Below are 24,423 nucleotides of genomic sequence, written 5' to 3' on the forward strand. Positions count from 1 at the left end.
AACATGGATGCGGAGTCGAAGCGCGGCAGGCGGAGCCAGTCGATGCTTCCGTCACTGCCGACGAGGGCCGCTGAATGGCAGTCGCCGATCAGGGCATATTCCTCGATGTTCAGAGGCATGCAGACATCCTGTCACCGCGCGGCCGTCCTCCGGCCGTGAGCGGATGCCCGGGCCAGGACCCGGAGGAAAGCCTCAGGCGACGAGGCGGGCGCGTTCTGCGGGTTCGACAGCGGTGTACCCCGGGCGCGGCACGGCCGAGACGAAACGTTCCGCTTGCGGGGCTGCCGGCTTGCGGGCCGCAGCATCCGGTTCGGCCCAGACAGTGATGGGGGCGGGGGTGAACGACAGTGCCGCCGGTTCGCCGACGGACTCGCCGCGCAGTTCCGAGGTGGCGGTGCGGAGCGCGGATGTCAGGGAGGCGGCCACCTGGCGGGCCTTGAGACCGTGGAAGATCACGTCGGTGTCCGCGGGGCTGCGCGGAACGAGGGTCCAGAGCCCCTGCTCGCCGATCAGCCGCGAGAGCTCGCCGTGGAAGAGGTCGAACACCTCGTCGTCGCTGAGCTCGGGGGTGGGCAGCACCGGTACCGGAATAGAAGGCGCGGCACGACGTCGTCGACCAAACATCGGGAGCCCCTTTCGATCGAAAGCTCTTTCTGCTATCAGTGTGGCGGCCCCGGGCATGATTGAGCCGCGGACACGCCGGTCAATCGCGAGTCCGGGTGGGAAGCCGGGTTTTCTAGCTGTCGATTTGCCGTCCATCGGCATCTTTGACGATGGTGCCTATGGCGACGGCTGCGCTCAGCGCCCAGCCGATCCACATGAGCACCAATCGCCAGTCGCGCGGTCCGCGCCGGGTGGCCTGCAGGATGTTCCAACCGCCGGCGACGACGCCGAGCATCGCGCTGCTGAAGATGAATTTTCGCATGGGTCCTCCGAGGACCACGGTACCCGGATCGGGACCGGGGCGCGTGCCGCTCGGTCCCAGGCATCCGGCATGTTTCCGTCGGGTAAACAAGCTGACCGACCGTGCAGGAACTGACCGATCGGTCAGGTAAGGTAGTCCAGTGCAGATCGAACCGGAAGACCTCGTCCCCGCAGCGGCCGCGCCCGCGACCGCGACCGTCCGCCCCGGCGCTGGAGCCGAACTGCGGGTCATGGCGCTCCAGCAGTTCGCCGCCGTCGGGTTCGCCGGTACCTCCCTGCAGCAGATCGCAGCATCCGCCGGGTACTCGAAATCGAGTGTGCTCTACCATTTCGCCTCGAAGGACGCCCTCCTCGGCGAGGTGCTGACCCCGGCCATCGAACGCCTCGAGGCCATCCTCGGCGGGTTCACGTCGACCTCGGAGAACGCGGCCTCGCGGCACCGGTTCATCGAGGACTTCGTCGACTTCCTGCTCCAGTACCGGCTCGAAGTGCATGTCCTGATCAACCAGGCCCAGTCCCTCAAGGGCATCGCCGTGATCGATCGGGCCAGGGCCCTGATCGTGCGCCTCGGCGACGCCCTCTGCCAGGAGCACGCCACGACCATCGACCGGATGCGCTTCGGTGTCGCGCTCGGCGGCGCCGCGTACTCCCTCGTCGCCGGCCTGACGTTCTTCGACGAGGACATCACGCCGTCCGATGATCTCCGGCCCGCCCTCATCACCCTCCTCTCCGAGCTCCTCGCCCCCGTCGCCGTCCGCACCACCCAGTCCAGGAAGTAATCACAATGGCAACCCTTCTGTATCGGATCGGCTACTTCGCCTACAAGCGCGCGTGGCTCGTCATCGGCGTCTGGGCACTCCTCCTCCTCGGGATCCTCGGCGGCGGCATCGCCCTCGGCGGCAAGACCGCCGAGTCCTTCGCGATCCCAGGCACCGAATCGCAGGACGCGATCGACCAGCTCGCCGCCGTTTTCCCCCAGGCGGCCGGAGCCTCGGTGCAGGTCGTCTACAGGACCCCGGACGGGGCATCCGTCAATACGGAGCCGTACAAGACGGCCATCACCGACATGGCGACCGAACTCGAGGCCGTTCCCGGCGTTGTGTCCGTGATCACCCCGTATTCCGACTACGCCTCGAGTGCCATCTCGACGGACGAGGCGACCGCGCGCAGCGTCGTTCAACTCGACGGTCCATCCGCGGATGTGACAGACGCGACCCTCAACGCCGTCACGGCGACGGCCGCGATCGCGGAGAAGGTCGGTCTCGAGGTCGCCTTCGGCGGCCAGGCCTTCTCGTCCAACAGCTTCGGCATCACCATCACCGAGGTGTTCGGCCTCCTCTTCGCCGGGGTCGTGCTGCTGATCACCTTCGGCTCGCTGGCATCGGCAGGGATGCCCCTGCTGATGGCGCTCATCGGCGTCGGCGAGGCCATCGGCGGCATCACCGCGATCTCCGCGTTCGTGCCCGTCTCGAGCACCGCACCGATGCTCGCAATGATGCTCGGGCTCGCGGTCGGCATCGACTACTCACTCTTCATCCTGTCCAGGCACCGGACCCAGCTCGCCAGGGGCGTAGAGCCGCGGGAATCGGCATCGACGAGCGTGGCCACCGCCGGGAGCGCGGTCGTCTTCGCCGGGCTCACCGTCATCATCGCCCTGCTCGGACTGCTCGTCGTCGGAATCCCGTTCCTGAGCGTGATGGGTGTGGGAGCCGCGGTCGCCGTCTTCATCGCCATTCTCGTCGCGATCACCCTCTTGCCCGCGATTCTCGGCCTCGCCAAGGGCCGTCTCACCCCGAAACCCGGCGGGCGCGCTTACAACCGGGCGACCACGCCGGACACCGGCCGGCCCACGATGGGCCGCAGATGGGTCGGCCTCGTGATGAAGGCACCGATCGTCGCCGTCATCCTCGTCGTCGGAATCCTCGGCACCCTCGCGATCCCCGCGCTCAGCCTCGACCTCAACCTTCCGGACGGAGCGTCCGAGCCGGTCGACTCGACCCAGCACAAGGCGTTCACCATGATCGAGGAGGGCTTCGGTCCCGGCTACAACGGCCCGCTCATCGTGGTCGTCGACATCACCCAGACCACGAACATCTTCCCTGACCTCGAGACGATCAGCGCCAAGCTGCGTACGCTGCCCGACGTCGCCTTCGTCGGCAAGGGCACCCCGAACGCCACCGTCGACACCGCGATCATCCAGGTGATGCCGAACAGTGCGCCGAACGACCCCAAGACCAAGGATCTCGTCCAGGCCATCCGCGACCTCGCGCCGGGGATCGACTCCGAACTCGGGACTCCCGTCACGGTGACGGGAGCGACGGCCGTGTCGATCGACATCTCGAACCGGCTGAGCAACGCCCTCATCCCGTTCGCGCTCATCGTCGTCGGGCTCTCAATCATCCTGCTGACGATGGTGTTCCGCTCCGTCTTCGTTCCGGTCAAGGCCGCGATCGGGTTCCTGCTCTCTGTCTTCGCCTCGATCGGTGCGACCGTCGCGATCTTCCAGTGGGGATGGTTCGCCGCCCTGCTCGGGGTGAGCACGCCCGGTCCGATCCTGAGCTTCCTGCCGATCCTGCTGATGGCCGTGCTCTTCGGACTGGCCATGGACTACGAGGTCTTCCTCGTCTCAGGGATGCGTGAGGAGTACGTCAAGAACAACGACCCGCGCCAGGCCGTCGTTTACGGATTCGCACACGCCGCCCGCGTCGTCACGGCGGCGGCACTCATCATGTTCTTCGTCTTCTTCGCCTTCGTGCCCGACGGCACCGGGGCGATCAAGGGCATCGCATTCGCCCTGGCCGTCGGCGTGTTCCTCGACGCCTTCCTGGTTCGGATGACACTCGTGCCGGCAGCGATGGCCCTCGCAGGCCGGACGGCGTGGTGGCTGCCGCGCTGGCTCGACCGCCTGCTCCCCAACGTCGACATCGAGGGCGAGGGTCTCCGCCACCACATGCTCGACAGCCACTGGGCGAAGGCCCAGGACGGCGCCATCACGGCGGACGACGCCGTCTTCGGCCTGCTGGGCAGCACGATCGGCCCGCTCACCGTTTCCGTGCCGACCGGATCGGTGCTGGTCCTCACCGGGACCACCGCCCATCGCCGGGTCGTCGCCGCGACGCTCGCCGGCCGTCTCGACCCGGTCTCCGGCCGGCTCCAGGTGCTCAGCTACCCGTTGCCCTCCGAACGCGGCCGCGCATTGCGCGTCGTCGCGCTCGCCGACGTCGGCGACAGTCGCGACAACGGCCTGACCATCGGCGAACTGCTCGCCGAGCGGCTCGACCTCACCCAGCCACGGTTCCGCTCCCGCAGCCGGCGCGGTCAGCTCGACGGCTGGATCGGACGGATCAACCGTGCCATCGCCGACGACCGTGCCCCGGTCGCACCCCTCACCGCGGATACCCTGGTGTCTTCCCTCTCCGCCGTGTCCCGTGCCGCGGTCCTCGTCGCGGCGGCGCTGGCCGAGCGTCCTGGCGTCGTCGTCATCGACCTGGGCGAAGGACTCCCCGCCGATCCCGCAGGACTCAGCATCGGTGTCGTGGTTGCGACGCTCGCCCCCGCCGACACCACGCTCATCATCGCGGCGGCGTCGCAGCATCCGCTCACCGCAGCCGGGCGGGCCGTGCTGGTCGTCGACCTCGAAACGCTCGAGCCCGTCGAACCGGCAGGTCCCGCCGCCAGCGGAGCTCTCGGCGGATACCCACCCCTCGACCCGGAGCCGCGTCATGCGACCCGGCCAACCGACACCCTCGACCCCCGCGACGCCGTCTTCGGCGCCGACGCCCTGGATGGAAAGGCCGCACTGCGATGAGCACCAGGCTCGAACGACTCTTCAGCCGCACGCCGGGACAGCGCCGCTGGACCCTCGGCACCGTACTCGCCGGACTGATCGTGGTACCGCTCGCGGTCGCAGGCGTCTTCGCCGGCGCGCTCGCGACCGCCGACCAGCGGCTCGACACCCTGCCAGCGATCGTCGTCAACAACGACACCTTCGTGACGACAACGGCCGCGGACGGCACGAAGCAGACCGTGCTCGCCGGGCGCCTGCTCGTGACCGAGCTCACCGCCCCGGCCTCGTCACGGACGGCGTCGACCGGATTCGCCTGGACGATCTCCAATTCCGCGGACGCTGCGGCGGCCCTCGCCTCCGGCAAGGCATACGCGGTGCTCACCATCCCCGCAGACTTCTCCAAGTCGATCACCTCGATCGGCACCGCAGCGCCGACCCAGGCCGAGCTCGCCATTCGCACCGACGACGCGCATTCCTATCTCGCCGGAACAGTCGCAGGGACGGTCGGTTCCGCGATGACGGGCGTCTTCGGCCGACAGATCACCACCCAGTACCTGAGCGGCCTGTATGCCGGCCTGTCAACGCTCGGCGGCTCGCTGACGACGGCAGCGGATGGCGCCGGCCAGGTCTCAACGGGCGTCACCGGAGTGGCTACCGGCCTCGATTCCCTCTCCGGGGGCGCGGTCTCCGCGGCCACAGGCGCGGCGTCCGCCGCGACAGGAGCCTCGAGCTTCGCGACCGGCGTCACCGCGTACACGAACGGGGTGGATGCGCTCGGTACGGGCCTCGGCAAGCTCAACACCGGCACGGCAGGGCTCAGCGCCCTCAGCAGCGGCGTCGCCCAGTACACCGGGGGGGTCACGCAGGCGGCAACCGGGTTCACCAAGGTCTCGGCGGGCTTCACGACGCTGGCAGGCCAGTTCGCCGGGGTCGCCGCGGCGATCAAGGCGGACCCCGCAAACGCCGATGCATACATCGCCCAGTACCAGGCCGGACTCGACAAGTACCAGGCCGGACTGACCCAGTTCCAGGGCGGACTCGACACCCTCTCGACCGAGGGCGCCGGACTCAGTCAGCAGACGACATCCGCCCTCACCGGAGTGCAGGTCGGCGTGGCGCAGAGCGCGACAGGGGCCGCGAAGCTCGCAGCCGGTTCCGCATCGTTGCGGACGGGCGCGACCGGCCTCGCCTCCGGCGTCTCGAGCCTCTCGAGCGGCGTCTCCCAACTCGCAACGGGGACCGCCGCCGCGGCCACGGGGGTGCATCAGCTCGAGACGGGCGCGAGCCAGCTCGCGACCGGGCTCGCGTCCGGAGCCGAGAGCGCGAAGAAGCTGAACCAGGATGACCCTGCGCAGTCGGCTTCGGTCGTTTCCGAGCCCGTCGCCATCACAACGAGCCGCGACAATCCGATCACCACGATCGGCCCGCTCCTCGGGATGGTCTTCGTGCCGGTCGGGCTCTGGATCGGCGCGCTCGCGATCTTCCTCGTGATGCGTCCGGTCACGAGCACCGCTCTCGCGTCGACGGCCTCGACACGGCGCCTCGTCTCGCGTGGATTCGGCCGGGCATTCGGCCTCGCCGCAGCCCAGGCGGTCGTCGTCGTCGCGCTGCTGCACGCCTCGCTCGGCGTGACCTGGACCCTGCTCCCGGCGACGCTGGGCTTCGCGGTTTTCCTCGCGTTCGTCTTCGTCGCGGTGCACCAGTTCCTCACCGTGGCGTTCGGGAGGGTCGGCATCGTGGTGTCCCTCGTGCTCCTCGCCCTGCAACTCACCGCGGTCGGCGGACTGTACCCGATCGAGCTCGTCTCGGCGCCGTTCCAGGCGATCAGCCCGTTCCTGCCGCTCACCTGGGCCGTGCGCGGCATGCAGGGGATCGTCTCCGGCGAGGGAGCAGGCGCGCTCGATGCCGTGGGCATCCTGTTGCTCTTCGCGGTGGTCAGCATCGGCCTGACGTTCTGGGCCGTGGCCGCCAAACGCGGGCCCCGCTCCTTCGCACTGGCCCTCGCCCGCGGCTGACGCACCAACGTCCTCCGCGAGAGCGGGTGAAACGTCGGTTTGAGCGGATCAGACCGACGATTCACCCGCTTTCGCGCGTGGGGACGAGGCTAGTGCTGCTGGCCGCGGGGCACGGCGCGCCCGGCGCTGGGCGGTGTGCAAGCGCGCGAACGCGAGGGTTTCCACGAGAAGCACGAGGCGTTCCTGCTCGGTGCGCGCCTTGCGGGTGTTGACCTCCGCGACGATCCGGCCGTCCCAGCCGGTGCGCGCGAGCAGGTTGAGCACCTCGGCGACCGGCTCGCTGCCACGGCCGGGCAGCAGGTGCTCGTCGAAGACTTTGCCCTCGTCGAGGGAGCCGGAGCCGTCGCAGAGATGCACGTGCCGGAGACGGTCGCCGAGCTCCGTCGCCATCGAGAGACTGTCGAGCCCGCTCAGGGCGCAGTGCGAGAAGTCGAGCGTGACGGCGTCGCAGTCCATCCGGGTGGTGTCCCAGCCGGGGGAGTACGCCTTCATGCCCCGGCCGCCGAACTTCCACGGGAACATGTTCTCGACCGCGATCTCGATGCCGCTGCCCGCGCTGATCTCACGCACGGAGTCGAGGAACGTGACGGCAAAGTCGGCCTGCCAGCGAAACGGCGGATGCACCACGACGGTTCGCGCCCCGACTTCGGCCGCGAGCGCCGCCGAGCGTTCGAGCTTCACGAGCGGGTCCCGACCCCAGACGAAATGCGTGAGCAGGAGCACGGGAGCGTGGATCGAGAAGATCGGTAGCTTGTATTTCCGTGACAGCGCCAGGAGCGCAGCGGCATCCTGGGTGACTTCGTCGCGGGAGACCATGATTTCGATGCCGTCGTAGCCCGCGAGTTTCGCGAGCCGGAAGGCGTGCTCCGTCGAGAGCGGATAGGCGCACGTCGTGCTCATGCCGATGCGAATCATTGGCGCCAGAGTAAACCCGACTGCTGAACAACGGGTGTCGCGCGCCCGAATAGTCTGGGGGCTCCGCCGGGGCTGCTGGTATCCTTGGAAGTTCACCGAGGTGCGTGCGCCGTGCAGGTACCGGAACGGACCAGCCATTTCGATTGAAGCCGTTAACACGCCCGCCGCCGAGCCGAAGGTGACATACGCCCTCGTCGCCGTCTCGAACCGGCTGCCCGTGGACTTCGTCGTCGCCGAGGACGGCACCGAGAGCTGGAAGACCTCACCAGGCGGACTCGTCACCGCCCTCGAGCCGCTGATGCGCTCCTCCGACGGCGCGTGGGTCGGTTGGCCCGGCGTCGCCGACCGCGAGTTCGCCCCCTTCGAGAACGACGGCATCAACATCGTTCCCGTCTCGCTGACCGACGCCGACCTCGAGGACTACTACGAGGGCTTCTCCAACGACACCCTCTGGCCGCTCTACCACGACGTGATCTCCCCGCCGAGCTTCCACCGCGAATGGTGGGAGGCGTACGTGCGCGTCAACCGCCGGTTCGCCGAAGCCGCCGCCGCCGCCGCGGCATCCGGTGCAACCGTCTGGGTGCACGACTACCAGCTGCAACTCGTGCCGCGGATGCTGCGGGACATGCGCCCCGACCTCGTGATCGGCTTCTTCAACCACATACCGTTCCCGCCGTACGGCATCTATGCGCAGCTCCCGTGGCGCAAGCAGATCCTCGACGGCCTGCTCGGGGCCGACCTGATCGGCTTCCAGCGGCTGGCGGATGCCGGCAACTTCTCCCGCGCGGTCCGTCGCCTCTTCGGGTACACCACCCGCGGTGTCGCGATCGACGTGCCGGGCGCCGGGGGACACCACCGCCGGGTGATCGCCAAGCACTTCCCGATCTCGATCGACGCCGTCGCATACGCCGACCTCGCGAAGCGTCCGGAGATCCAGGCCCGCGCGCGCCGGATCCGCGAGGACCTCGGCAACCCGAAGACGATCATTCTCGGCGTCGACAGGCTCGACTACACCAAGGGCATCGGCCACCGGCTGAAGGCCTTCGGCGAGCTCCTCGAGGATGGGTCGATTTCCGTCGAGGACGTCACCCTCGTGCAGGTCGCGAGCCCGTCCCGGGAACGGGTCGGAGCGTACATGGCCCTCCGAGACGAGATCGAACTCGCCGTCGGCCGGATCAACGGCGACTACTCGACGATCAGCCACACCGCGATCAGCTACCACCACCACGGCTACCCGCGCGAGGAAATGGTCGCCCTGTACCTCGCCGCGGACGTCATGCTCGTCACTGCCCTCCGCGACGGGATGAACCTCGTCGCGAAGGAATACGTCGCCGTCCGCGACGACAGGGACGGCGTGCTCGTCCTGAGCGAATTCGCCGGGGCGGCCGACGAACTCAAGCAGGCCGTGCTGATCAACCCGCACGACATCGACGGCATGAAAGCGGCCATCCTGCGTGCGATCGCGATGCCGCGCCCCGAACGGCAGCGGCGGATGCGCGCCCTGCGCCGCAAGGTGTTCGACAACGACGTCGCCGCCTGGTCGTCGTCCTTCCTGAGAACACTCCGGGAGGGTGCCGCCGTTCAGCCCGGCGTTCCCGATGATCTCGCTCACGCGCTGCGCGACTTCAGTTCGGCGGGCTCGCTGCTCATCGCGCTGGACTTCGACGGCACCGTCGCCCCGATCGTCGACAACCCCCAGGATTCGCGTGCGGTTGCCGGCACCCGGGAGGCCGTCGAACGCCTGATCGGGCTCGACGGCGTGCGTGTCGCCCTCGTCTCCGGCCGGTCGCTCGCGAGCCTGCGCCAGGTCGCCGAACCGCAGGTCGAGGTGCTCCTGACCGGTTCACATGGCATCGAGGTCCAGCTGGACACCCCGGGCGAAGAGCTCGGACTCGACCAGGACGAACTCGACCAGCTCGACACGCTCGCCCGCGTGCTCGAACGGGTCTCGGCATCCGTGACGGGTGCGTGGATCGAACGAAAGCCCGCCGGCCTGGCCCTGCACACCCGCAAGTCAACCGCGCAGGCCGGCCAGGCCGTGCAACGCGACGCCCGCGTGCAGCTCGGCGCCGTGCTGCCGGACCTCACTGTGCGCGAGGGAAAGAATGTGCTCGAATTCTCCGTGCGCTCGAGCTCGAAGGGTGACGCGCTCGAACGGCTCCGTGCATACACGGGCGCCGACCGGGTGTTCTACGCCGGAGACGACGTGACGGACGAAGACGCCTTCACCGCGCTGCACCCCGGCGACCTCGGACTGAAGATCGGCGCAGGCACCTCCCTCGCGGGCTACCGGGTGCGCGGACCGGAGGAAGTACCGATCGTGCTGCAGCTGATCGCCGACCTCCGGGAGGCCGCCCCAGCTCCCGGAACCCCCGGAACTCCCAGCGAACGGTAACCCTGCGGCAAAGTTCCCGAAACACAGGTTCTAGAATCACTACATGCCTGAGATCGATCTGAAACCGCGTAGTCGCGACGTCACCGACGGAATCGAAGCCACAACCTCCCGCGGAATGCTCCGTGCTGTCGGGATGGGGGACGCGGACTGGGAAAAACCCCAGATCGGCATCGCGAGTTCCTGGAACGAGATCACCCCGTGCAACCTGTCCCTCGACCGCCTCGCGCAGGCGGCCAAGGAGGGCGTGCATTCCGGTGGCGGCTATCCGCTGCAGTTCGGCACCATCTCCGTCTCCGACGGCATCTCGATGGGCCATGAGGGCATGCACTTCTCCCTCGTCTCCCGAGAGGTCATCGCGGACTCCGTCGAGGTCGTCATGCAGGCCGAGCGCCTCGACGGCTCCGTGCTGCTTGCCGGCTGCGACAAGTCCCTGCCCGGCATGCTGATGGCCGCTGCCCGGCTCGATCTCGCGAGCGTCTTCCTCTACGCAGGCTCGATCGCGCCCGGCTGGGTCAAGCTCTCGGACGGCACGGAAAAAGACATCACCATCATCGACTCGTTCGAGGCCGTCGGCGCCGTCAAGGCCGGGCGGATGTCCGTGGCCGACGCCAAGCGGATCGAGTGCGCCTTCGCCCCCGGCGAGGGTGCCTGCGGCGGCATGTACACCGCGAACACCATGGCGAGCGTCGCCGAAGCCCTCGGCATGAGCCTGCCGGGATCCGCGTCCCCCGCCTCGGCCGACCGCCGCCGCGACTACTACGCGCACCGCTCCGGCGAGGCCGTCGTCAACCTCCTGCGCCTCGGCATCACGGCCAGGGACATCCTCACCCGCAAGGCCTTCGAGAATGCGATCGCCGTCGCCATGGCCTTCGGCGGCTCCACGAACGTGGTGCTGCACCTGCTCGCCATCGCCCGCGAGGCCGAGGTCGAACTGAGCCTCGACGACTTCAACGTGATCGGCGACAAGGTTCCGCACATCGGCGACCTGAAGCCGTTCGGCAAGTACGTCATGAACGACGTCGACCGCCACGGCGGGGTGCCCGCCGTGATGCGCGCCCTGCTCGAGGCCGGCCTCATCCACGGGGACGCCCTCACCGTCACCGGAAAGACCGTCGCAGAGAACCTCGCGGAGATCGACCCGCCCGACCTCGACGGCGAGGTGCTCCGCACGCTCGACAACCCGATCCACAAGAGCGGCGGCATCACCATCCTCAAGGGCTCGATGGCGCCGGAGGGCGCTGTCGTCAAGACCGCCGGCTTCGACAGTGACGTGTTCACCGGACCCGCCCGCGTCTTCGAGCGCGAGCGCGCGGCGATGGACGCCCTCACCGAGGGCACCATCGAAAAGGGCGACGTCGTCGTCATCCGCTACGAAGGCCCCAAGGGAGGCCCCGGCATGCGCGAGATGCTCTCAATCACCGCGGCCATCAAGGGCGCCGGGCTCGGTGCCGATGTACTACTGTTAACGGACGGCAGATTCTCAGGCGGCACAACCGGACTGTGTATCGGCCACATAGCACCCGAAGCGGTGGACGCAGGTCCGATCGCCTTCGTGCGCGATGGTGATCTCATACGGGTCGATATCGCAGCTCGAACGCTCGACCTACTGGTCGACCCTGAAGAGCTCGACGCCCGACGAGTCGGCTGGGCGCCTCTCCCCCCGCGCTACACCCGCGGCGTGCTCGCCAAGTACACGAAGCTCGTGCAATCGGCGGCCGTTGGCGCCGTCACGGGGTAGCGCTCACCATTCGTACTCGACCTTAGGGACCTGACTCAATGACCGCGGAACAGAACCCCGTGCCATCACCCACGCCCTCGCCGACCTCGGCCGCCACGTCGTCCGCCGCGACGACGGCCGCGGCAGCATCCGGTGAGCCCGAACTCCTCACCGGTTCCGGTGCGATCATCCGCACCCTCGAACTGCTCGGCGTGACGGATGTCTTCGGCCTGCCCGGCGGCGCCGTCATCCCGCTCTATGACGAGCTGATGACCCAGGACGCTATCCGGCACATCCTGGTGCGCCACGAGCAGGGCGCCGGCCACGCTGCGGAGGGCTACGCCTCGGCGAGCAACCGCGTCGGCGTCGCCATCGCGACCTCCGGCCCCGGCGCCACGAACCTCGTCACGGCGATCGCCGACGCGTATATGGACTCGGTGCCGATCCTGTGCATCACCGGCCAGGTCTTCTCGACGCTGATGGGCACGGATGCCTTCCAGGAGGCGGACATCGTCGGCATCACAATGCCGATCACGAAACACTCGTTCCTCGTCAAGCGCCCGGAAGACGTTCCCGGTGCGATCGCATCCGCCTACCTGATCGCCTCGACCGGCCGGCCAGGCCCCGTGCTCGTCGACATCACCAAGGACGCCCAGCAGAAGACGGCGCCGTTCATCTGGCCACCGAAGATCGATCTGCCCGGCTACCGGCCGATCACCAAGGCCCATGGCAAGCAGGTGCAGGCGGCAGCCCAGTTGCTCGCCGATGCGAAGAAGCCTGTGCTGTACGTCGGCGGCGGCGTCATCCGCGCCCGCGCGTCCGCCGAGCTTCTCGCCTTCGCCGAACTCACCGGCACGCCCGTCGTCACGACGCTGATGGCCCGTGGCGCATTCCCGGACTCGCACAACCAGCACCTCGGCATGCCGGGCATGCACGGCACCGTTCCCGCCGTGCTGTCCCTGCAGGAGGCCGACCTGATCATCGCGCTCGGCGCCCGCTTCGACGACCGGGTCACCGGAAAGGTCAGCGAGTTCGCGCCGCACGCCACGATCGTGCACGTCGACGTCGACCCCGCGGAGATCTCCAAGATCCGCACCGCCGACGTGCCCATCGTCGGAGACGCCAAGGACGTGCTCGCCGACCTGACCGTCGCCTTCTCCGCGGTGCTCAAGACCACCACCCCGGACTTCACCGAGTGGTGGAGCTACCTGAACGGTCTCCGCGAGGAGTTCCCGCTCGGCTACTCCGAGCCGACGGACGGCCTGCTCGCCCCGCAGTATGTGATCAAGCGCATCGGTGAACTGACCGGGCCGGAGGGCGTCTACGCCGCCGGCGTCGGTCAGCACCAGATGTGGGCCGCCCAGTACATCAAGTACGAGCGCCCCAACTCCTGGCTCAACTCGGGCGGTGCCGGCACGATGGGCTACTCCGTTCCCGCGGCGATGGGCGCCAAGGTCGCAGAACCCGACCGGGTGGTCTGGTCGATCGACGGCGATGGATGCTTCCAGATGACCAACCAGGAACTCGCGACCTGCACGATCAACAACATCCCGATCAAGGTCGCGATCATCAACAACTCCTCGCTTGGCATGGTGCGCCAGTGGCAGACCCTGTTCTACGACGGGCGGCACTCCTTCACCGACCTGAACACCGGGCACGGCTCGGCGATGGTGCCCGACTTCGTGAAGCTTGCCGAGGCGTATGGTGCGCTCGGCATCCGCGTGACGAGCGCGGACCAGGTCGACGACGCGATCAAGCTCGCCCTGGCGACGAACGACCGCCCGGTCGTGATCGACTTCGTCGTGAGCCGCGACGCGATGGTCTGGCCGATGGTGCCCCAGGGTGTCAGTAACAGTTACGTGCAGTACGCGAAAGACCACGCACCGACCTGGGGAGAGGAGTAAGCCCATGAGTTCCCATGTCCTGAGCCTCCTCGTCGAGGACAAGCCCGGCCTGCTGACCCGCGTCGCCGGCCTCTTCGCCCGGCGCGGCTTCAACATCGAAAGCCTCGCGGTCGGCCACACCGAGATCCCCGGCCTGTCGCGGATCACCATCCTCGTCGACGTCGAGGACCTCCCGCTCGAGCAGGTCACGAAGCAGCTCAACAAGCTGATCAACGTGATCAAGATCGTCGAGCTCGACCCTGCGCAATCCGTGCACCGGGAGCACCTGCTGGTCAAGGTGCGTGCGGACAACACGACGAGGTCCCAGGTGCTCGAAGCCGTCACGCTGTTCCGTGCGCGGGTCGTCGACGTCGCCCCTGACTCCGTCGTGATCGAGGTGACCGGGGATTCCGGCAAGACCCAGGCGCTGCTGCGCGTGCTCGAGCCCTATGGAATCAAGGAAATCGCACAGTCCGGACTGCTCGCCATCGGCCGCGGGTCCAAATCGATCACCGAACGCGTGTTCAAGAGCTAGCGTTCGCCCCGCACCCCCTTTCTTCACCGACCTTTCTTCACCAAACAACTAGGAGATAACCACTCGTGTCTGAGATTTACTACGACAAAGACGCTGACCTGTCGATCATCCAGGGCAAGAAGGTAGCCGTCATCGGTTACGGCTCGCAGGGACACGCGCATGCCCAGAACCTCCGCGACTCGGGTGTCGAGGTCGTCATCGGCCTGAAGGATGGCTCGAAGTCGAAGGCCAAGGCCGAAGAGGTCGGCTTCACCGTCCTCAGCACCGCCGAGGCAGCCAAGTGGGCCGACGTCATCGTCATCCTCGCGCCAGACCAGGTGCAGCGTCACCTGTACGCCGCTGACGTGCTTCCGAACCTCACCGCCGGCAAGGCCCTCGTCTTCGGACACGGGTTCAACATCCGCTTCGGCTACATCACCGCTCCGGAGGGCGTCGACGTCGTCATGGTCGCCCCCAAGGGACCCGGCCACACCGTGCGCCGCGAATTCGAGGCCGGCCGTGGCGTTCCCGTCATCGTCGCCGTCGAGAAGGACGCGACCGGTAACGCCTGGCCGCTGACCCTCAGCTACGCGAAGGCGATCGGCGGGCTCCGTGCCGCCGGTATCAAGACCACCTTCACCGAAGAGACCGAGACCGACCTGTTCGGCGAACAGGCCGTGCTCTGCGGCGGCGTCTCGCAGCTCATCCAGTACGGCTTCGAGACCCTGACCGAGGCCGGCTACCAGCCGCAGGTCGCCTACTTCGAGGTGCTGCACGAGCTCAAGCTCATCGTCGACCTGATGTGGGAGGGTGGGATCGCCAAGCAGCGCTGGAGCGTCTCTGACACCGCGGAATACGGCGACTACGTATCGGGCCCCCGCGTGATCGACCCGCACGTCAAGGAGAACATGAAGGCCGTTCTCGCCGACATTCAGAGCGGAGCGTTCGCTGAACGCTTCATCGCCGACCAGGACGCCGGAGCACCCGAGTTCCTCGCGCTGCGCAAGAAGGGCGAAGAGCACCCGATCGAGGCCACCGGCCGCGAGCTGCGTAAGCTCTTCGCGTGGAACGCCTCGAACGACGACGACTACGTCGACGGCGAAGCCGCCCGCTAACCACCGCATCGCGCACGACGCACCGCGCACCGCACCATGAACGGCGGGGCCCCTCTACCCGAGGAGCCCCGCTGCGTCGCTTAACGCCGCCGGGCTCCGACGGCTACTCTGGCCCTATGACTTCAGCACCACGCGGCGGCGTTCCGCGCGACGACGACGACACGCTCGGCTGGGCCGGCGACGACGATCCCACCCTGCAGACCCGGTCGGAGGATGCAGACGCCCGCGAAATCTCCCGCACGCCGGTCGAGTCAGACCCCGGTGCCTCTGCACCGGTAACCGCTCCGGTCTACGCCGCGCTGCCGGACGGTTGGAGCGTCAAGGGCCCGACCGCTGCGATCGAAGCGGATGCCGCGGCCCACAACTCGGAACGCTCGCCGATGAGTTCATTCACCCTCATCTCCCTCGGGGTGTTCGGCGGCATCTACCTGCTCTTCACGATCGGCTGGTTCATCGGCGTGAGCCGGATCGACGACCCGCTCGGCGACGCTCTCGCGAGCTTCATGTTCAGCCTCGGCACCTGGCTCGCCGTCGCGGCCCCCGTCGCGTGGTTCGCGGTGACGCTCTGGCTGACCCCGACCCGGCCGCGCGGACGGATCCTCTGGCTGCTCCTCGGCGTCGTGCTGCTCGCCCCGCTCCCGCTCCTCGTGAGCGGAGGGCCCGTCGCATGAGCGAGCCCGTCGCACGCCCGAACCCGTCCGCTCCCGATACGTCCGGCACCGGTTCGACCGAGACCGCCGCCGCGCCACAACGCCGCAGGCCCTCCTGGCCGTTCCTGGTTGTCGCCGTCTTCTTCGGACTGGTCTACGCCTGGGACGTCTGGGCGGACCTCGGGAACCTGATCGGCCTCAACCTTGCCGCCGGGTCCCTCGACACCCAGCTCAGCGGGTTCGGCTGGGGAATCCTGATCGCCGGGGTGCTCCTGCCGATCCTGATCTTCCTGCTCGCCGCCCGGATCGGACGGGGCAGGCCGCTGTACGCGCAGGCCGCCCTGTTCCTCGTCGGCCTGGCCCTCGCATCCGCCCTCGCCCTCGATATCTACCAGTTCGGACTCGGCAGCCTGATCGTCTGATCGAGGCGTTGGACCGGGATCGCAGGCTCAGAGAATCGCCAGCACGACGAGGGCGATGAGCGCGACCTGCTCGATGACGCGGATCCGGAGCGGGATCGCGGCCCGGCCGAAGCGCTGCGGGTCGCGGGCGGCGAACGCGTTGGCCGGGAAGACCGCGATCAGGAAGATCACGAGCATGACCCCGGTGACTCCGGTAGTCGGCGGCCAGAGCAGGCCGAGGCCGCCGAGCATCTCGCAGACGCCCGTGAAGATCACCAGGACGACGGGCCCACGCGCGCCGAAGAATCCCGTGAAGCGGAGTCCCGGCGGGATCATGGCCGCCATCGTGCGCTGGACGACCGGGATGAAATGGGTGATCCCCGCGCCGAAGAAGAACACGGCTAGAAGGCAGCGCAGGACGAACTGGAGGGAGTCCAACGTAACAGTGCTCATTGGGAAATATTACGGCCGATAGACTCGACCCAATACTGGCGCCCCACGGTCGCGGCGCGAGCCACAATTGCTGCTGCTATCGGAGGTTCTGTTTTCGTGTCAAAACCAGTCGTTCTTATCGCTGAAGAATTATCACCTGCAACCGTCGATGCACTCGGACCCGACTTCGAGGTCCGCAATGTCGATGGCACGGACCGGCCGGCCCTGCTCGCCGCGCTCGCGACGGCCGATGCCGTGCTCGTGCGCTCCGCGACGAAGGTCGACGCCGAGGCCATCGCGGCTGCACCCCTGCTCAAGGTGATCGCCCGCGCCGGTGTCGGACTCGACAACGTGGACATTAAGGCTGCGACGGCCGCCGGCGTCATGGTCGTCAATGCACCCACCTCGAACATTATCTCAGCCGCAGAACTGACCGTCGGTCACATCATTAGCCTGGCCCGTCACATCCCCGCCGCGAGCGGCGCTCTCGCCGAGGGGCAGTGGAAGCGCTCCAAGTACACCGGTGTCGAACTGTACGAAAAGACCGTCGGCATCATCGGCCTCGGCCGCATCGGAGCCCTCATCGCCGCTCGAATGCAGGCCTTCGGCACGAAGATCATCGCGTTCGACCCCTACATCACCTCCGCCCGCGCGCAGCAGCTCGGCGTTGTGCCCGTGACGCTCGAAGAACTCCTCGCGCAGTCCGACTTCGTGACCATCCACATGCCGAAGACGGCGGAGACGACCGGCATGATCGGAGCCGCGCAGTTCAAGCTCATGAAGCCGACCGCGTTCGTGATCAACGTCGCCCGCGGCGGCCTCATCGATGAAGACGACCTCTACGACGCCCTGACTGCCGGCACCATCGCCGGGGCCGGCCTCGACGTCTTCGTGTCGGAGCCCCCGACCGGGTCGAAGCTCCTCGGCCTGGAAAACCTGATCACCACCCCGCACCTCGGTGCATCGACCGACGAAGCCCAGGAGAAGGCCGGCGTCTCCGTCGCGAAGTCGGTGCGCCTCGCCCTCTCCGGCGAACTCGTGCCGGACGCGGTCAACGTCGCCGGCGGCGTCATCGACCCCTACGTGCGTCCCGGCATCCCGCTCGTCGAGAAGCTCGGCCAGGTCTTCTCCGGCCTCACCGCGCAGCGCCCGCTCACGAGCGTGGACATCGACGTGCGCGGCGAGCTCGCCGACTACGACGTGAGCGTGCTGCGCCTGGCCGCACTCAAGGGCATCTTCACGAACGTTGTGAGCGAGACCGTCTCCTACGTGAACGCGCCGCTGCTCGCCGAGCAGCGTGGCATCGCGGTCCGCCTGCTCACCGACAAGGAATCGCCGGAGTACCGCAACGTCATCCAGATTCGTGGCGCCCTCGCCGACGGCTCACAGGTTTCCGTCTCCGGCACCCTGACCGGCACGAAGCAGATCGAGAAGATCGTCGAGATCAACGGGTACGACGTCGAGGTCACCTTCGCCGAGCACCTCATCGTGATGGTCTACACCGACCGCCCCGGAATCGTCGCCGTGTACGGCCGCGAGTTCGGCGACGCCCAGATCAACATCGCGGGCATGCAGATCGCCCGCCACGAGGCCGGCGGCAAGGCGCTGAGCGTGCTGACCGTCGACTCACCCGTCTCGGCGAGCTTGCTCGCCACCGTGTGCGACGCGATCTCGGCCGACGTGATGGTCGAAATCGCCATCACGGAGTAGCGGTCAGGTCGGTCATTCGACCGATCACGGCGAGCAACCGGTCCAGTCTCGCCGCCGACACCACGTCGGCGGCGAGATGGGCAGCGCTCGTGATGGTGGAACCGAAATACAGCCCGTCACTGATCAACAGGATCGCCTCCGCGACGTCCGGATTCCCGACGGCCTCCTCGACCACGGCCAGCCACTGGCGCCGCATCGAGGCAACGGCAGTGTTGGCCAGCGGATGCGATCCCTGTGCCAGGCGCACGGCTCCCGCAATCGTGCGGTCCAGGGGAGTGCCCTCGCTCATCGAGGTCCGGATCAGGTAGTCAACGGGTCCGGCCGCCGCAGAGCGGATGCATACGATGTCGTCGGCGACGAGCTCATCGAGCCGGGTGAGCAGTCCCCGGACCAGGGCCTCCTTCGACCCGAAATGGTAGAGCAGCCCGCCCTTCGACAGGCCGGCCGCCGCAGCGACGCTCTCGAGGGTGGCCGCCCGTTCGCCCTGGTCGATCAGGAGCCCGGTGAACGCGTCGAGGACCCGGTCCCGGGTCGGGGAATGGTCGGCTGACCGGAGCGGGAGCTGGACGGGCGAGGGTGTCATGGTGCTACTGTACCGTCTGGACGGTTTTTTTATGCCGTCCCCCTCCTACGACGGTTTCACCCGTCCCCTGCCCGGAAAGTTGTTGCACCGTGTCAACCCCGACCCGCCCCCGGATACCCGTCCAGCCGGGCGCCGCGCCCGTGCGCCGCTGGTGGGCCCTTGTGGTGCTGATGCTGCCGGTGCTGCTCGTGTCGATCGACAACACCGTGCTCAACCTTGCGCTGCCGCAGATCTCCGAGGCCCTCAGCCCGAGCGGCACCCAGCTGCTCTGGGTGATCGACATCTACCCCCTCGTGCTCGCGGGGCTGCTGGTCTCGATGGGCAGCCTCGGCGACCGGATCGGCCGGCGCCGGCTGCTGCTGATCGGCTCCGCCGGCTTCGGAGCCATGTCGGTGATCGCCTCCTTCGCGCCGACCATCGAGTGGCTCATTCTTGACCGTGCCGCACTGGGCGTCTTCGGGGCCATGCTGATGCCGCCCACGCTCGCACTGCTGCGGTCCGTCTTCACCGAACGCAACGAGCGCCGCCTCGCCATCGCCATCTGGGCGAGCGGCTTCGCGGCCGGTAGCGCACTCGGCCCCGTTGTCGGCGGACTCATCCTCGAGAACGGGGAATGGGGATCCGTCTTCCTCCTCGCGGTCCCGCTGTTGCTGCCCTTGCTCGTGGTGGCGCCGCTGATCGTGCCGGAATCCCGGGACCCGAACCCGGGAGCGATCGATGTGCCGAGCATCCTGCTGTCGCTCGTGACGATGTTCCCGATCGTCTTCGGCATCAAGACGCTCGCCGACTCCGGGTTCGGCGTCGCCGGCATCGTGTCGATCGCAGTGGGACTGGTCGCCGCCACCCTCTTCGCCCTTCGGCAGCGGCGTCTCCGTGAGCCGATGCTCGACCTCGAACTCTTCCGTCGCGGCTCGTTCAGCGGCGCGGTCGGGGTCAACTTCCTGAGCGTCGTAGCGCTCGTCGGCGGACTGTTCTTCGTCTCGCAGTACCTCCAGCTCGTCCTCGGACTGGAGCCCCTCGGTGCCGGCCTGGTACTCGTGCCCGGCCTGGTGGCGATGATCCTGGCCGGATTGATCGTCGTCCCGATCGCCAGGCGGATCCGGCCGTCGATCGTGGTCCCGGCCGGGCTTCTGTTCTCGGCGGCCGGGTACACGGCATTCGCGATCGGCGGCGCCGGATTCGGCCCTGCCGGTGTGGCCGTAGCCTTCGTCGCCCTCGGGATCGGGATCGGGGCTGCCGAGACGGTGTCGAACGAATTGATCGTGGCGAGCGCACCGCCGGAGAAGATGGGCGCGGCATCCGCTGTCGGGGAAACCGCATACGAACTGGGCGCGGTTCTCGGCACCACGGTCCTGGGCAGCATCCTCACCTCGGCGTACCGCTCCGCGGTGGTGCTGCCTGATGGGCTCGGCGCCGGACAACGGGCCGCGGCGGGGGAGACCCTCGGCGGGGCCGTCGCCGTTGCGGCCGAGCTACCGGCAGGAGCCGGCCGGATGCTGCTGGAGTCTGCGAGGGAGGCCTTCCTCACCGGAATCGGTCCCACCGCCTGGATCGGAGCCGGACTCGTGGTCGTAGCGGCCATGGTCGCCTGGTTCGCACTGCGCTCGGCACGGTGAACCGGCGTCGATTCCGGGAGTGACGAAGACGCGGGGATCACCCGAGCTGACGCGTCGCAGTAGGGTTTGGGTACAGCAATCCGAGCCCCCAGGAGTCCCATGTCCCGTCAGATCAAGCTCGCCGTCATTCCCGGAGACGGGATCGGACCCGAAGTCGTCGCCGAGGCCGTCAAGGTGCTCGGCGCAGCGACAGCGGCCGATGACGTCGAATTCGCGCTGACCTGGTTCTCGCTCGGCGCGACCCGGTTCCTCGAGACGGGCGACGTGCTGACCGATGAGGACCTCGGGGCGATCGCCGCCCACGACGCCATCCTGCTCGGCGCCGTCGGGGGAGTGCCCGGCGACCCACGCCTCGCGAACGCGAACATCGAGCGGGGCCTGCTGCTCAGGCTGCGCTTCTCGCTCGACCACTACGTCAACCTGCGACCGAGCGTCCTGTTCCCCGGTGTGCCGAGCCCGCTCGCGGCTCCCGGCAACGTCGACTTCGTCGTCGTGCGCGAGGGCACCGAAGGGCCGTACGTCGGCAACGGCGGCGCCATCCGCCAGGGCACCGTGCACGAGGTCGCCAACGAGGTCTCGGTCAACACCGCCTTCGGCGTCGAACGCGTCGTACGCTACGCCTTCGAGGTCGCCCGGGGCCGCGCCGCCAAACACCTGACCCTCGTGCACAAGACCAACGTGCTCGTCTTCGCCGGCGGACTGTGGCAGCGGATCGTGACCGCCGTCGCCGCCGAATACCCCGATGTGACGGTGGACTACCTGCACGTGGATGCGGCGACGATTTTCCTCGTCTCAAATCCGAGTAGATTTGATGTCATCGTCACGGATAACCTCTTCGGCGACATCCTCACCGACCTGGCGGCCGCAATCAGCGGCGGCATCGGCCTGGCAGCATCCGGGAACATCAACCCGGACGGCCGGTTCCCGAGCATGTTCGAACCGGTGCATGGTTCGGCCCCCGACATTGCGGGCAAGCAGCTTGCGGATCCGACGGCCGCCATCCTTTCCGTCGCCCTCCTGCTCGATCACCTGGGCCTGACGGATGCCGCGGCCCGGATCCGGGACGCGGTGGTCGCCGATATCGCGGCCCGTACGGAAAATGGGGCATTCACGGCGTCGCGCGGTACCAGCGCGGTGGGCGACGCCATCGTGACTCGAATGACAGACAAGGGACTCCAATGAGCCAGGCAGCACTGAGCGACACCACCACCGAAACCACCACAGACACCACGACCGACGCCACGACCACGGGCACTTTCCCGCTGACCTTCAGCCTGACGCCGTCCACGATGGCGCGCACGAGGGCCGAGCGTGAGGAGATCCTCGCCGACCCCGGTTTCGGCAAGAAATTCACCGATCATATGGTCTCGATCGACTGGACCGTCGAGGAGGGCTGGCACGATGCCCGGGTCATCCCATACGGCCCGTTGCAGCTCGACCCGGCCTCGTCGGTGCTGCACTACGGCCAGGAAATCTTCGAGGGGCTCAAGGCCTACCGCCACGCCGACGGCTCCATCTGGACCTTCCGCCCGGAGAAGAACGCCGACCGGCTGCAGCGTTCGGCACGCAGGCTCGCCCTGCCGGAGCTCTCCGAGAGCGATTTCATCGAGTCGATCCGGCAGATCATCGCCGTGGACGGCGATTGGGTGCCGTCGGACCATGAGACGAGTCTTTACCTGCGACCGTTCATGATCGCCAACGAAAGCTTCCTCGGTGTGCGAGCCGCCCACAAGGTCGGCTACTACGTCATCGCGAGTCCTGCGGGCGCCTACTTCGCCAACGGCGTCGCCCCGATCAAGATCTGGCTATCGACCGAATACGCCCGCGCCGGCCGCGGTGGCACCGGAGCCGCGAAGTGCGGCGGCAACTACGCCGCCTCGCTCCTGCCGCAGATGCAGGCCTACGACAACGACTGCGCCCAGGTGCTCTTTCTCGACGGGGAAACCGGTTCGCACATCGACGAACTCGGTGGGATGAACGTCTTCTTCGTCTACGGCACCGACACGCTCGTAACCCCGCGGCTGACGGGCACCATCCTCGAGGGTGTCACGCGCGACAGCATCATCCAGCTCGCCCGTGACCGGGGACTGACGGTCGAGGAGCGCGATGTGACGCTCGACGACTGGCGCGACGGAATCGCATCCGGTGCCATCACCGAGGTCTTCGCGTGCGGCACCGCCGCCGTGGTCACCCCGATCTCCCAGCTCAAGGGACCGGGCGGCCTGGCCATCGGCGATGCGGATGCGCCGGCCGGCACGATCACGATGGCGCTCCGCCAGGAGCTGACCGACATCCAGTACGGGCTGCTGCCCGACCGGCACGGCTGGCTCACCCGCCTTGACGTACCCGCGGACCAGGCGTGAAGGTCGCGCGGTTTAGCCAGGGAGGAGTCATCGCCTTCGGCATCGTCGACGACGATGAGCTCGTCGTGCTCAAGGGAGACCCGATGTTCGCAGGGTACGACCCGACCGGCGACCGGATCGCCCTGCGCGACGTCAAGCTGCTCGCGCCCGTGATCCCGCGGTCCAAGATCGTGGGCATGGCGCACGCGTTCTTCTCCGACGACGAAGAACGCGAGCACGCCGAATCGCGCGAGCCCCTCTTCTTCCTCAAGCCGAACACCGCGGTGATCGGGCCGGACGACCCGATCTTCCTCCCGGCGCAGTCCCACGACGTGCGCGTCGAGGGCGAGCTCGCGATCGTGATCGGCAAGATCGCGAAGAACGTGACGGTCGAGAACGCTGAAGACGTCATCTTCGGGTACACGATCGCGAACGACGTAACGGCGCGCGATCTCCTCGAGCGCGACGGGCAGCTCGCCCGCGCCAAGAGCTTCGACTCGTTCTGCCCACTCGGACCCGTGATCGACACAGAGTACGACTGGACGAGCCTGCACCTGACCGGTCGGGTCAACGGCGAGAAGTTCCAGAAGGGGACGGCTGCGCTTTACAAGCATTCGGTCGCCGAGGTCGTCGCGTTCGTCTCGAGCGTCTTCACGCTCCTGCCGGGCGACGTGATCCTCACCGGCGCCCCTGACCGGGCCGAAAAGGTCCACGACGGCGACGCCGTGCAGATCGAGATCCCGGGCATCGGCATCCTGACGAACCCGGTCAAGCGCCTCTAGCGGAATAGATCACGGGTGCCAGGAGCGGACCTGGTCGGCGGCCGTGGCGAGGAGCGCGAGCGACTCGTCCCGGTTCACCCTGGCGAGCAGCATGACGCCCATCGACAAGGCGGCGAGCGTGCGGGCCCGTTCATCGACGACAGCGGGCCCGGCGTCCGTGCCCGGAGCGATCTCGAACACGGCCGCCGCTCCCGCGAGGGCGTTGCGGAGCGCCGCCGTGAGCTCGGCGCGGTAGTCGTCGACGACCTTCCTGGCGGGGTCGTCGTGCCCGGCGAGTCCCGCTGCGCAGTTGACGAGCAGGCAGCCCCGACGCGGTGAATCGTCGGGCAGGGAGGCGACGGCCAGGCTCAGGTCGCCGTAGTACGCGAGCAGGGCGGCCCGGCCGGCCGATTCGGCGAGCAGCGGGCGCAGGCGCGGGCGGATGACCGTCTCGAGGTAGTCCGCGACCGCGGCGTCGAAGAGCCCGCGTTTGCTTCCGAACGCGTGGTACAGGCTCGACCTGTTGAGCCCGGTGACCCGCTCGAGATCGGCGAGGGACGCCGCCTCGAAGCCGCGGTCCCAGAACAGGTCGCGTGCCGCGGTCACGACGACGGGAGCATCAAAGCTCGGCGTGCGGCCCATCTCGGTCTCCAGTCAGTGGTC

Annotated in this window: 21 protein-coding genes and 1 pseudogene; 15 read left to right on the top strand and 7 right to left on the bottom strand. The window is 68.1% G+C overall.

All coding sequences use genetic code 11. From position 1 onward, the window contains the following. Positions 1-26 precede the first annotated feature (26 nt). The 3 genes and pseudogenes from RCH22_RS02880 to RCH22_RS02890 all read right to left on the bottom strand — a co-directional run. Positions 27-119 (bottom strand): annotated as a pseudogene (locus RCH22_RS02880) (hypothetical protein); the annotation flags it as partial. Positions 120-192: 73 nt separating this feature from the next. Next, entirely contained in the window at positions 193-624 is a 432-nt protein-coding gene (locus tag RCH22_RS02885) for a hypothetical protein (protein WP_327012762.1), read from the bottom strand. A gap of 112 nt (positions 625-736) precedes the next feature. Beyond that, entirely contained in the window at positions 737-925 is a 189-nt protein-coding gene (locus RCH22_RS02890; protein ID WP_327012763.1) for a hypothetical protein, read from the bottom strand. Positions 926-1,064: 139 nt separating this feature from the next. Here RCH22_RS02890 and RCH22_RS02895 point away from each other — a divergent pair, with 139 nt between their 5' ends. The 3 genes from RCH22_RS02895 to RCH22_RS02905 are packed head-to-tail and all read left to right on the top strand — an operon-like array spanning position 1,065 to position 6,726. Continuing rightward, positions 1,065-1,703 carry a helix-turn-helix domain-containing protein gene (locus RCH22_RS02895; protein ID WP_327012764.1) on the top strand — a complete coding sequence of 213 codons (639 nt, stop codon included), beginning with the start codon at positions 1,065-1,067 and terminating at the stop codon, positions 1,701-1,703. A gap of 5 nt (positions 1,704-1,708) precedes the next feature. Then, positions 1,709-4,732, top strand: coding sequence for an MMPL family transporter (locus RCH22_RS02900; RefSeq protein WP_327012765.1), 3,024 nt, complete (start codon positions 1,709-1,711; stop codon positions 4,730-4,732). Further along, complete coding sequence (locus RCH22_RS02905) at positions 4,729-6,726, top strand: YhgE/Pip family protein (protein WP_327012766.1); 1,998 nt, start codon at positions 4,729-4,731, stop codon at positions 6,724-6,726. Before RCH22_RS02900 ends, RCH22_RS02905 begins: the two co-directional genes overlap by 4 nt. A gap of 48 nt (positions 6,727-6,774) precedes the next feature. Here the strand turns inward: RCH22_RS02905 and RCH22_RS02910 are convergent, their stop codons facing one another. Next, the gene (locus RCH22_RS02910; RefSeq protein ID WP_327012767.1) at positions 6,775-7,641 is read right to left on the bottom strand and encodes a sugar phosphate isomerase/epimerase; all 867 of its coding nucleotides are present in this window, start codon (positions 7,639-7,641) and stop codon (positions 6,775-6,777) included. A 178-nt stretch (positions 7,642-7,819) separates the two neighbouring features. On the opposite strand from RCH22_RS02910, the gene RCH22_RS02915 reads away from it, so the two are divergent. The 7 genes from RCH22_RS02915 (at position 7,820) to RCH22_RS02945 (ending at position 16,337) form a co-directional block, all read left to right on the top strand. After that, complete coding sequence (locus RCH22_RS02915) at positions 7,820-10,036, top strand: bifunctional alpha,alpha-trehalose-phosphate synthase (UDP-forming)/trehalose-phosphatase (protein ID WP_327012768.1); 2,217 nt, start codon at positions 7,820-7,822, stop codon at positions 10,034-10,036. 43 nt (positions 10,037-10,079) lie between these two features. Continuing rightward, the gene (gene ilvD / locus RCH22_RS02920) at positions 10,080-11,774 is read left to right on the top strand and encodes a dihydroxy-acid dehydratase (RefSeq protein ID WP_327012769.1); all 1,695 of its coding nucleotides are present in this window, start codon (positions 10,080-10,082) and stop codon (positions 11,772-11,774) included. Positions 11,775-11,812: 38 nt separating this feature from the next. Then, positions 11,813-13,657: an acetolactate synthase large subunit gene (locus RCH22_RS02925; RefSeq protein ID WP_327012770.1), complete on the top strand. Its 1,845-nt coding sequence runs from the start codon at positions 11,813-11,815 to the stop codon at positions 13,655-13,657. Positions 13,658-13,661: 4 nt separating this feature from the next. After that, positions 13,662-14,171: an acetolactate synthase small subunit gene (gene ilvN, locus RCH22_RS02930; protein WP_281535372.1), complete on the top strand. Its 510-nt coding sequence runs from the start codon at positions 13,662-13,664 to the stop codon at positions 14,169-14,171. 65 nt (positions 14,172-14,236) lie between these two features. Continuing rightward, on the top strand, positions 14,237-15,265 hold the full coding sequence (gene ilvC / locus RCH22_RS02935) for a ketol-acid reductoisomerase (protein ID WP_327012771.1): 1,029 nt from the start codon (positions 14,237-14,239) through the stop codon (positions 15,263-15,265). 116 nt (positions 15,266-15,381) lie between these two features. Next, positions 15,382-15,936: a hypothetical protein gene (locus tag RCH22_RS02940; protein ID WP_327012772.1), complete on the top strand. Its 555-nt coding sequence runs from the start codon at positions 15,382-15,384 to the stop codon at positions 15,934-15,936. Next, the gene (locus RCH22_RS02945; protein ID WP_327012773.1) at positions 15,933-16,337 is read left to right on the top strand and encodes a hypothetical protein; all 405 of its coding nucleotides are present in this window, start codon (positions 15,933-15,935) and stop codon (positions 16,335-16,337) included. Before RCH22_RS02940 ends, RCH22_RS02945 begins: the two co-directional genes overlap by 4 nt. Positions 16,338-16,364: 27 nt before the next feature. Here the strand turns inward: RCH22_RS02945 and RCH22_RS02950 are convergent, their stop codons facing one another. Further along, positions 16,365-16,769, bottom strand: a complete 405-nt coding sequence (locus RCH22_RS02950) for a hypothetical protein (protein ID WP_327012774.1) — start codon at positions 16,767-16,769, stop codon at positions 16,365-16,367. Between the two features lie 96 nt (positions 16,770-16,865). Here RCH22_RS02950 and serA point away from each other — a divergent pair, with 96 nt between their 5' ends. Beyond that, complete coding sequence (gene serA / locus RCH22_RS02955; protein WP_327012775.1) at positions 16,866-18,458, top strand: phosphoglycerate dehydrogenase; 1,593 nt, start codon at positions 16,866-16,868, stop codon at positions 18,456-18,458. On the opposite strand, the gene RCH22_RS02960 is transcribed toward serA, so the two are convergent. Beyond that, the gene (locus RCH22_RS02960; protein ID WP_327012776.1) at positions 18,448-19,041 is read right to left on the bottom strand and encodes a TetR/AcrR family transcriptional regulator; all 594 of its coding nucleotides are present in this window, start codon (positions 19,039-19,041) and stop codon (positions 18,448-18,450) included. The two genes, serA and RCH22_RS02960, sit on opposite strands and share 11 nt — an antisense overlap. Before the next feature lie 89 nt (positions 19,042-19,130). Here RCH22_RS02960 and RCH22_RS02965 point away from each other — a divergent pair, with 89 nt between their 5' ends. From RCH22_RS02965 to RCH22_RS02980, 4 genes are all read left to right on the top strand, one after another. Further along, positions 19,131-20,657, top strand: a complete 1,527-nt coding sequence (locus RCH22_RS02965) for an MFS transporter (RefSeq protein ID WP_327012777.1) — start codon at positions 19,131-19,133, stop codon at positions 20,655-20,657. 99 nt (positions 20,658-20,756) lie between these two features. Beyond that, the gene (locus RCH22_RS02970) at positions 20,757-21,839 is read left to right on the top strand and encodes a 3-isopropylmalate dehydrogenase (protein WP_327012778.1); all 1,083 of its coding nucleotides are present in this window, start codon (positions 20,757-20,759) and stop codon (positions 21,837-21,839) included. Beyond that, a complete protein-coding gene (locus RCH22_RS02975) occupies positions 21,836-23,020 on the top strand; it encodes a branched-chain amino acid aminotransferase (RefSeq protein ID WP_327012779.1) in 1,185 nt (394 codons plus the stop codon). Before RCH22_RS02970 ends, RCH22_RS02975 begins: the two co-directional genes overlap by 4 nt. Further along, positions 23,017-23,781, top strand: coding sequence for a fumarylacetoacetate hydrolase family protein (locus tag RCH22_RS02980; protein ID WP_327012780.1), 765 nt, complete (start codon positions 23,017-23,019; stop codon positions 23,779-23,781). Before RCH22_RS02975 ends, RCH22_RS02980 begins: the two co-directional genes overlap by 4 nt. A 9-nt stretch (positions 23,782-23,790) precedes the next feature. On the opposite strand, the gene RCH22_RS02985 is transcribed toward RCH22_RS02980, so the two are convergent. Next, positions 23,791-24,402, bottom strand: a complete 612-nt coding sequence (locus RCH22_RS02985) for a helix-turn-helix domain-containing protein (protein ID WP_327012781.1) — start codon at positions 24,400-24,402, stop codon at positions 23,791-23,793. Positions 24,403-24,423: the final 21 nt, after the last annotated feature.

Origin of the sequence: Cryobacterium sp. GrIS_2_6, assembly GCF_035984545.1 — a bacterium.
Lineage (GTDB): Bacteria > Actinomycetota > Actinomycetes > Actinomycetales > Microbacteriaceae > Cryobacterium.